The 10501-nt window shown below is 40.9% G+C and carries 8 protein-coding genes; 1 reads left to right on the top strand and 7 read right to left on the bottom strand.

Annotated features, from left to right (window positions below):
- A partial coding sequence (locus H5202_RS13630) for a sterol desaturase family protein (protein WP_182772549.1) occupies positions 1-874 on the top strand: 874 nt, incomplete at its 5' end.
- A gap of 97 nt (positions 875-971) precedes the next feature.
- Here H5202_RS13630 and H5202_RS13625 read toward each other — a convergent pair.
- The 7 genes from H5202_RS13625 to H5202_RS13595 form a co-directional block, all read right to left on the bottom strand.
- Entirely contained in the window at positions 972-1388 is a 417-nt protein-coding gene (locus tag H5202_RS13625) for a helix-turn-helix domain-containing protein (RefSeq protein ID WP_182772548.1), read from the bottom strand.
- Positions 1389-1515: 127 nt separating this feature from the next.
- Complete coding sequence (locus H5202_RS13620) at positions 1516-2289, bottom strand: class I SAM-dependent methyltransferase (RefSeq protein ID WP_182772547.1); 774 nt, start codon at positions 2287-2289, stop codon at positions 1516-1518.
- A 189-nt stretch (positions 2290-2478) separates the two neighbouring features.
- Positions 2479-3420 carry a PfkB family carbohydrate kinase gene (locus H5202_RS13615; protein WP_182772546.1) on the bottom strand — a complete coding sequence of 314 codons (942 nt, stop codon included), beginning with the start codon at positions 3418-3420 and terminating at the stop codon, positions 2479-2481.
- A 2-nt stretch (positions 3421-3422) separates the two neighbouring features.
- Positions 3423-4709 carry an MFS transporter gene (locus H5202_RS13610; protein WP_182772545.1) on the bottom strand — a complete coding sequence of 429 codons (1287 nt, stop codon included), beginning with the start codon at positions 4707-4709 and terminating at the stop codon, positions 3423-3425.
- A complete protein-coding gene (locus H5202_RS13605) occupies positions 4706-5053 on the bottom strand; it encodes a cupin domain-containing protein (RefSeq protein ID WP_182772544.1) in 348 nt (115 codons plus the stop codon). The genes H5202_RS13610 and H5202_RS13605 overlap by 4 nt, the downstream gene beginning before the upstream one ends.
- A 31-nt stretch (positions 5054-5084) precedes the next feature.
- Entirely contained in the window at positions 5085-7361 is a 2277-nt protein-coding gene (locus H5202_RS13600) for a heparinase II/III domain-containing protein (protein ID WP_182772543.1), read from the bottom strand.
- Entirely contained in the window at positions 7358-9580 is a 2223-nt protein-coding gene (locus tag H5202_RS13595; protein WP_443019408.1) for a chondroitinase-B domain-containing protein, read from the bottom strand. Before H5202_RS13595 ends, H5202_RS13600 begins: the two co-directional genes overlap by 4 nt.
- Positions 9581-10501 lie beyond the last annotated feature (921 nt).

Genomic DNA, 10501 nt, shown 5'->3' with positions numbered 1-10501 from the left:
CCCTGAGTGGTTATTACTGGTGTTGGCCCCGATTTTTTTCGGCTGCATTTTATTGGAGTGGTGGTTTGGTGTTCGCGCCCAGAGATTACCGAGTAATGCTCAATATCGTCCAGCCGAAGTGTTATGTAATTTTGTATTGGCAGGCATGCATCAAGTGGCGGATATCATCGCAGGCTTGTTGATTGCGAAGATATATTTACACTTTTTCGGTTGGCGCTTATTTGATATTGAAATGACATTATTCACTTTTGGTTTATTGCTCATTGCTCAAGACTTTTGTTATTACTGGTTCCATCGTGCTAGCCATCGTATTCGCTGGATGTGGGCTGCGCATGTGGTGCATCACAGTTCAGAAAACATGAATTTCAGCACTGCATTTAGACAAAGCTTAATGTACCCATTGGCAGGAATGTGGCTGTTTTGGTTGCCTTTAGTGGTGATTGGCTTTGATCCTAATTGGGTGGTGTTTGCAGTATTACTTAATTTGGGATTGCAGTTTTTTGTTCATACCCAAGCGATTAAGTCGTTAGGGCCGCTAGAATTGATTTTTAATACGCCGTCCCATCACCGTGTGCATCATGGACGTAACCCACAATATATCGACAAAAACTATGCGGGTGTGCTGATAATTTGGGACAAAATGTTTGGTACGTTTGAGCCTGAGATTGAAACTGTGCAATACGGCATCACTAAGCCAGTAAACAGTTTTAACCCGTTAGTGGTAACGTTTAGTGAATGGCGCGACATGTGGCGTGATGTGACCCAAGCGCAATTATCTCTAAAACAACGTTTACGGATATTATTTTCACCGCCTTCAACACATCAACAGTCATCCACTAAAAGCGAACCGAGAGTAAAAAGTAAGTCTAGTTGATGCAATTATTCATCTATAATAAAAGGCAACTCACCAATGTGCGTTGCCTAGTCACTTTATATTTATGAGTAGCATTAATCACGAATAGATTTGTTTATTACCAATAACCTTTTTCGTCAATATAACTGACTAATTTGCTATTAAGATAGGCAAATAAAAATGCGATTGGGGTGGTAAGTTCAATAGTTTTAAACATCAGCCAAGCAATAATCCCTATTGCCAATAATGTGTATTCTGAAATTATCATATGTGTACGTTTTGTGCTTCCAAACAGGAAAAACTTGATAAACCAAGGTTCTGCTTTCCATTCGGTACAATTCTTATCTAGCATGGTAATTACCTCTGTTAATTTCGAAAGTTCAATTTCAAAAACAGAGGCGAGAGACTTAAGTGTTTCAAGACTAGCTTTATTACCAGCTTCTACTCGCTGAATTGTTCTTAAGCTTACTCCTGTTAATCGGGCTAGTTGCTCTTGTGACCAATTATTTTTTTCTCGTAACTTTTTGACAATCATTTTTATTCCTCACCTCTGTAGTCAACAATACTATGAATAGGTTGTTCAACTGTCGGTGACGCCATGTAGACGACACCGTTATGACAGTGTTAAATATCAAGTGGTTAGAGCGAACTATAAATATGATTTATGCTGTCTTTCTTGCTTTAATAGAGTAAATAAGCGGGATGACATGACCTTGATGTTTTAGCTGGTAACCTTTGCCTACCACAAACTCCAAACCTTCAACGCAGTTGTAGGGGCTGTAAGGGTGTTCGTTAAACGCTTCGATACTGAGTCCTGCACTAATAAGTGCGCTAATGACTTCACTTATCGGGTGCGGCCAAGTGACTACGGTTTCGATTTGGTCGTTGTGGTTTTCGGTGTAGGTCACTTCATCTTCGATATCCGGTTGTGTCTGTGCAAAGTATCCATAACCACACAACACATCATTAAAAGGATGGAACTCAACTAAATTGAATTCACCGCCTGGACGTAATGCTCCAGCAATAGTTTGCGCCCAGCGAGTTAAGTCTGGTAACCAAGCTAACACCCCATAAGAGGTGAATACGATGTCATATTGCTCGGTATTGTGATCACCAAATTGATAGATGTCATTGTTGATGAATGTTGCAGGTAAGTGTAATTGAGCAGCCAATTTTTTTGCTGTAGCAATCGACTCGCTTGATAAGTCTACGCCAGTTACTTTGGCGCCAAGTCTTGCCCACGATAAGCTGTCTTGTCCAAAGTGACATTGTAGGTGCAACAGGCTTTTGTTGTGCACATCGCCGACTTGTTCAAGTTCAATGGGGTTTAATGATGACTTACCTTGGATAAATGCGTCTAAGTCGTAAAATGTTGAGTCGAGGTGGATTTGGGTTCGCTCATTCCATGCGTGTTTATTGATGGCTAAATAGTCCATGTTCAATGTCTTCTTATTGCTTTTATAGGATAAATCCTCCATATCATTCAGTAATATTACTTGGTTTGCAGCTAAAACACGAATGGCTTAATAAGCGAGATATCAATCTTCGCTTAATAAATAAAAAAGGCTTGATAACTACATGTTATCAAGCCTTTATATCAGCTATAAAAGATTACAATTTAGCTGTTATTGCATCATCAACTTTTGACGTTCAATAAATTGATGAAACTCAATTTTAGGTGCGATTGCGCCTTTATGCTGGATCACAAATCCCGCAGCCTGGGAGGCTAATTTAATCGCTGTGCTTATATCTGCGCCAGTTAAGCGCGCGCCTAAATACACCCCGTTAAATGAGTCACCCGCAGATGTGGTATCTACAACATTCGTCACTGGTGTGATTGAGAAATGCTGTTGCTGGCCATTAATTACATAATTAATGCCGTTTTCACCATTTTTAATCACCAGTTCGTTAATGTCGTAAGGCTGACAGAATGCAATGATGTCTTCAACGGAGCTAATACTGTAAAGTTGATTAAAATCATCAACACCTGGCAGTACGACATCGGCCACACTAAACGCAATATCAAACTGTGCTTTTGCTTGGTCCGGACTGTGCCACATTCTTGCGCGGTAGTTAGGGTCAAATACAATACTGACACCCGCTTGCTTACATTGTTTAATCAGTAACCAAAATGCGTCTCGATCTTCTTCCTTAATCACCGCTAAAGAAATGCCTGAAAAAAACACCATATCTGCCTGAGATATTTTACTGATGGCTGCATCGTCAATAAATTGCATGATTTGCTTTGCGGCAGAATCATTGCGCCAGTATGTAAAGCTGCGCTCGCCTTTACTGTCAGTTTGTATTGCATACAGACCAGCAATTTTGTCAGTACTTTTAAAGACCATATCAGTATTAATATTTTCATCTTCAAAGCGCTGCAACATGGCCTTGCTAAAACTATCTTCGCCAATGGCTGTGACAAGGTGCGTGTTAACATCACTAAAGGTACGTTTAAGGTAAACCCCAGTGTTATACACATCACCAGCAAAAGATTGCTGTAAGCTGGTGGCCGTTACACGCTGTAATTCAACCATGCACTCACCAAATAAAAACAGACTCTTCACGGTTATGCCTTCCTTTTTACCGGTTCAATTTTTCCGCCTAACCACAACGAAATTAATGCTAATGGAACTAATGCCGCACCTAGAATAAAGAACGGGGTATAGTCACCACCTTTGGTCATCATCGGTACTAATTGGATGGTGATAATCACGCTTAATACTGCCGATGTGCCACTAATGCCGGCCAAGGTACCAACGGTTTTACCTGAAAAGTAATCGCTAGGTAAGGTTTGTACGTTGCCAATAGCCGTTTGAAAACCAAATAATATAAGCGCTATAAGTCCCATTGCCATCCAAGGTGTTGCGGCGAGAGATGTGAGTAATAGTGCTGGCAGCATAACCACACAACCTAGGACAATTGCACTACGACGGGCTTTATTTACTGACCAGCCTCGGCTCATTAAGTGGCCGCTAAACCAACCACCAAATAGTGCTCCGATGGCAGCGCCTACATAAGGTAACCAAGCAAATGCACCAATTTGTTTAACATCAAAGCCAAATTTTTCGTTTAAATACAATGGTAGCCAAGCAACAAATAACCACCAGATTGGGTCGATAAAGAAACGTGCTGCAATCACTCCCCAAGTTTGACGGTGACGTAATAACTGTCCCATAGTGGGCACATATTCTTTGTCCTGTTGTTTTTCTGAAGTGCATTGCTGTCCGGTTAAGATATGTTGGCGTTCTTCTTCAGTGATCCATGGGTGTGAGTCTGGTGATGATTTATAAACAATCAACCAAGGTAAAATCCAAAGAATACCCAAACTACCAATGACGATAAAGGTTGCCTGCCATCCTAAAAAAGCATACAAAAAGGCAATCAATGGTGGGGCGATAATCGAGCCTAAAGACGCACCAGCATTGAAGATACCTTGTGCTAGGGCGCGTTCTTTAATCGGAAACCATTCAGCATTCGCTTTGGTTGCACCAGGCCAGTTACCCGCTTCGCCTAGCCCAAGCATAGCTCTAAAAATAGCAAATGAGGTAACGCTTGCTGCAACAGCATGCAGGGCGATTGAGACCGACCACACCACAATGGATAATAAAAACCCTAGGCGAGTACCAATAGCATCAAATATCTTACCAAATAGTGACTGACCAATAGCATATGAGATCATGAACACGGTAATAATGTTGGCGTAATCACTTTTATCTAAACCTAAATCTTCTGCAATGCCTGGCCACATAATGGCAAGGGCAGATCGGTCGATGTAGTTAATGACAGTCGCGAGTGCCACTAAGCTGACAACAAGCCAACGTAGGTGCTTCAATTTAAGGGGGACTTTTTTCATGCTAAGCCCTCAACAAAGTCTTCTCTAGCCGGGCTAAAGGTATCAATTAAAATGCCACCAGTTGGGCAAACTGCACCATGGTCTACATGAGGTGGCACAAAGAAACTATCACCAGCGTTAAGTACCTTAATCACGCCATCGACATTGACATGAAACTCGCCCTCAACCACATACGATACTTGTGAATGGCGGTGAGCATGAACATAACCTTCAGCGCCTTTATCAAACCAAATTTTTACTGCCATCAGTTCATTGTTGAACCCCAGCATTTGGCGTTTTAGTCCACCACCGATATCTTCTATTTCGGTGCTATCCCCAAATGAAAAATGTTGACTCTGTTGCATGGTGTTTATTCCTTTTTATTTTAATTTTGTGTTACTTGGATTCTTTAATGTCTAATAATTCGGCGCGTCCGCTAAACGGGTATTGCACCCCGTTGACGCTAATGACACTTTGGGTATCTTGAGTCACAGCGTTATCAGCATGATTGATTGCCAATAAATATTGTTGTCCGTCGGTAAAGTGTATTTGCACCGCTTCTAGCTCAGCTTGTTGATGATGGATGAGTTCAGCAACACTGCTGGTGGCTTCTAGGGTGTATTCTTTTGACGGATTGTACTCGCCGTGTGGCTCCATCACGCTGACATAAGTATGATTAGTGGCATTCACTCGGTGAATGAACGACTGCTGTTGGCGTAAGTTCATATCCGGATCGTTGGCACCCAATTGGGTGAATAACATTTGCTCGTTAGTGGCATTGTTGAAGTTAGTGTTGACTAACGTGCTATGGGTATAAAAATGGCCGTTATCATTTAACCAAGTGACTTTAGCCAGTTTATTAGTGGCTTTGGCTAGGTTAGCAGTTGCTAACAACCATAGATGTTGGTAACCATTTTCGGTACCTAAAGCAGACAATTGAGTTAGCGACGCCTGTCTATCAAAGTTGGTGTCGATTAATTGCCCTTGGTAATGCACTGGTAAGTCGTATTGATGTGGCTTGTTAGCTATCACTCGCATAATATCGATGGCAATTACTTCATCTCGTTGTTCGATATTGACTAAGGCGAGAGTGCGCTTAAAGGCGACATCATCATAAGCGGTGTCGATAGAAGCCGACGCAATGGTGAGATCTTGCTTTGCTGAATAGAAGTGTAATGTAGGGTTATTCTTGTTAGCCGCTTTAAGCTTGCCATTAAAATGACTTTTCTCGTCAACAACTAGGGTGTTATGGGCAATAGTTTGTTTTGCCCATGTGTCATTTTCAGGTAAATAACGTCCACCAAATTTAGCTTCAACATTTAGAAAACGTGCAGCGCCATAGTCGGATACAATTTCATTACCAGCATCGTAAAACTGCCAAGTTAACTTATCAAAATGACCATGACCTAAACCTTGAGCGGTTGCTTTAAATACAACAGCTTGGTCGGTGGTTTTACCTTGTCGCATAACCACTAATGCACCGTCATCACCTTGTTGGCCATCGCGGAACAACTTCGAAGTAAATGGAAACGGTTGTTGTAGTTTATTATCTAATCCTTGAGCGACTTTTAATCCATCGCCTGTCAGTAGAATATTGTTTTGTTGTTGGGCTATGTCTAATAAGCGTGGATCAGCGTTTAGGCCATAGGCAATAGCCACACCGTTAACTAACTCGATGGTGTCAATTCCCTTGCTTTTAATCGCATCGTTAAGCGGAAAAAATAGCTTGTTATAGCTGAGTTCAACAGTGCTCGAAATGGCTTTAAGTAAAATGCCATCGCGGTATTGAAATATCTTACGTTGTGGTTCGTTTAGTTCTATGGCTTTAGCAAACGTCACAAATGGCATTAACGCATAACGTTGATAATATGGCCCTTCATTATAATAACCGTCAGGTGAAAACAACTCGTCAAGCTGACGCATAAAACCGCCTTTTTTGGCGAGATTTAAGTCGTACAGTGCACGTTCAACCCATAATGGTTTGTCCAGCACATAACCACTCATTCCCACAGCTGCGGTGGCCCAAGTCCCGTGGTTATGAACTTTATTAAAGGTGTGCGGTGATTGTTCCGACAAAAATAATGCCACAGGCGTTATAGCACCTGTTTCGATAGTATTACGTTCTTCAGGTGTTAACGCATCATAAACGAAGTCATAAGCCTGAATCGTGTGTACTAACCAAACTGCTTCATTGAGTCCCTGCCAGAAAAGCTTACCTTCATTGTTACTTTTACGCATAGGGTGCAAAGGTAGCGTTGGGTAAAGAGTGGCGTATTGCAACAACATATCTTTAACGTATGTGGCATATTTTTTATCACCAGTTAGCTGATAAATAATGCCAGTATCATACATTTGTTGATAATTGCTTTTGTGCTTTTCGTGGGTATAACCGCCGCCCGCATCTTTTGGTACTGGCACTTCAATTGGTTGAGTAAGACCTAATTCAACGGCGCTAAGTTTGGCATCAAATGCATTTTTAAATGCCCCGGGATGAATGATGGCCAGTTTCATTGCGGCCACATCTTGCTGATTAATGACTAAATTCGGATGATCCGCCGCGATTACTGGCAGCGAAATAGCGCACGTCATTGATACCAATAACGCTATTTTTCCGACCAGCTTAATTACATGCGTCACTGGGCCTACGCCTGCCGTTATATTGAAATTATTCATAGTTTTTGCACTTTGTTATTGTTGATATCTGCTGTGTGTTTACCTATTGCAACTAACTCAGTTACTAGTGGACTAGGGGTATTAGTAAACTGATTATGTGCAATGCGTGTTTGTGGTTCACCGACGGTGTGATCAACAACAATTGGGGCGCTGTCGTTAAATTGATTGTGCTCTATTTGGCTCATTTGAACCCCAAGTAGCTTCAATGACGCGCCAGTTTTATTCCGACCGCCTTGACCTACTCTAGTGAAGACATTGTTAGTAACTGATACATGAGGACCAAAAGTACTCTCATCCGTTCCACCGCGGTATACCGAGGCAATAGCACCTTCAATATCGTCGAACTGGTTATTGTCTAATATGAGGTATTCGGTGTTATAAATACCCAAATCGTCGGTTTCTTTATCTAAACGAAATAAATCACCGGTAATATGACGGAATTGACTATGGTTAACATTAATCATGTCGGCAAAAGCACGACTGCCAGAATCGAAGAAATGGAATGAATGATTCACATTGAGTTGTTCAACAATGCTGTTAGTCATCTCAAAACGGTAATTGGTTAACATGCCCCATTTACGAGTTCTTACCACACTATTACCCGCAGCATCTGGGCTGTTTAAGCCTGTAATGACTAAACCATCTAGTTGCAAGTTGCCGTTGTCTTGAATCTCAAACAGAGTAGGGCGTTCAAAGCTGATAATGGCTTTATGTGCATTAGCTGCTTTAAAGGTTAACGTTTTGCTGACTTTTAGTATTTTACTGATGCTATATTGGCCATCTTTGAGTAATAAAATATCACCTGGTTGGGCATCTTTTACTGCATCTGCTAACTCATCGTCAGTTGCGCTAACGTTTATTGTTTTACCTGATTGGAATGCAACAGTGGGTTCTGTTTTTGGATACCACGAAGCACCAGTATCTTGTTTTAATGTTGGAGTAAGAGTTTTGTTGGCACCGTATTCAGCAAGTTTTGCATCCTTTGGGTATACCAAGCCGTTTGCAGCTCGTTGCATGGTGATTTTTTGAGAGTTAATGCCTTTCGCGAGCACGGGATTAAGTGCCTTGGTCGCAAAGTTACTGACATTATCGGTAAAGGTGAGACCATTTACATCGTCGTATAGTGTAAATGGTGCTCTTGAACCAACAAATAGGTTTTGGCTTAATTTACTGTCTAAGGGTACAGCAGATCGCTCGTTGTCACTGCCTGCAGCCAGTTCAATATGGTCAAGGTTAATAAAACTGTTGTTATTAACATTGGCGTTAACCACCTGATGGTAACGATTGATTGACGAGTTAGGCACACCATTCATGATGGTAAAACCACTGCCAAAACGACTGCCGGTTAAGCCTTCTAGGTAGTTGTTAGTAATGGTTTGATCGCGGTTAATCACGCGGATCCCGCCGGTATGTTCAACGCCATTACCCAAAAACACATTGCTGTCGATAATATTACCGTTACCGTGCCTTAGGGTTAATGTGCCTCTTGATTCATAAAAGACGTTATTTTGAATACGGTTTTTACCTGACTTGACCGAAATAATTTCGACTTCGCCATCGCAGCGATCAAAATAATTATTTTCCACCACGGTAAAAGAATCAGTGAGTGAATATTGGCTGGTGCCAATTCTGAGGGTTTCGCCACCGTTTGATCCCAAAATTGGTCGAGGACCGAAATAGTTGTGGTCAATTCGATGATGATTTTGCTGACTGTTTTCACTGTCTAAACGCACAGCTACAGTAACACCAACATTGCGTTTACCAATAAAGTGGTTGTGGTCAAGTCGGTTATTTTGGCCGTTTAGGCTGACCCAATAATCTGATTCTTGTCTATCAGGATTGCTATAGTTATCTATAACCACTTCGGTAACACGGGAGTGATAAGCTAACTCTGTTTTGCTTTTCTTAAAGGCAATGACTTCATTACTCGGTGTATAGCCATTTTTAAAGACTAACCCTGAGACCTGTAGGTATTCACCAGCCAATTTAAGGTTTGATTGACCAGACAGAATCACTTTTCCTTTGGTTTGTGCAGTTAATTCAATCGGCGCATCAGCTGTGCCTTTTGCCATAAATAACACTTCAAAGTTTTGCCATGTGCCATTTTTGAGAATAATTTTATCGCCAGGTTGAGCTTGTTTTAGTGCTTTCTTATATTCGATTTGGGTTGCTACTAGGCGATCCTTTGCTTGCACGTATATTGATGGTGTGCAAAGCATTAAGAAGACTAACAACTGAGTGAATAACCAATGCCGTGATGCTGGCGTGCTGATATTTGAATGATTCATCTAGTCTCTCGTTTAATACTGTTTAAATGATATCCCCATGGCTACTTTCAGTAGTTATCGCGGGGTAAAGGTTAAAAAAATTACTTTTTCACCTTAGAATTTGTTAGCGTCAGAATGTGAATAATCAGCAACTATGTTGTTATTTAAGGGTAATTATTAGTGATTCATCCAACATGTTCAGGGCTTTGAAAGAAAGCTATAAGCAATCTGTCACTGTAAAGTTAGCCAAGAAATCGAGATCATCCGCTGCCTGCGCATAGTGATTAAAGCCGTCTGGAAATGGTAAGTTATTTGGCTGACGATACTCTTATGGTATTGAGCCGTAAGCTTAACCTAGTCCAATTACTTTGCCATTTAAGAGACTGTGACGTGCTGTTATTGTGTTGACTCGCTTGTCTCTGTTGCACGCTTATTAGTGCTTAACAGGGATATTAGTGCCGAGTCATAAATCACTGACCTCGATAGCAACTTAAATCCTGTTAATCTCAAAGCATTGCTTGTCTCGTTAAATTTCACATTAACCTCCCCAGATTAGTCGATTTCCTTTTTTGTGCGTAAACACAAGGTTTACATTATTCTGCTAAAGGAACACTTTTGCTTGAATAGAAACTAACCAATCATTCAGGTTATGTCAATAAATTGTTTTACCAATTTACCTGCTGATATCAATCAAGTCTATTACCAATATTTTTAAAGGTATGACAATGTGCTATTATTTTTATACTATGATAAACATAACATGTAATTTAGTTGTTTGCTGCTAAGGTATTAACCGATAATATGTCAGCATTAACCAGTAAATTGGTTTTACTTTTCGAAGGAAGGTATATGAAAAACCGTCGTTTATTTTGG

The sequence above is a fragment of the Shewanella sp. SG41-4 genome, from assembly GCF_014164505.1.
Lineage (GTDB): Bacteria > Pseudomonadota > Gammaproteobacteria > Enterobacterales > Shewanellaceae > Shewanella.
This window is presented reverse-complemented; position numbering and strand designations above follow the sequence as displayed.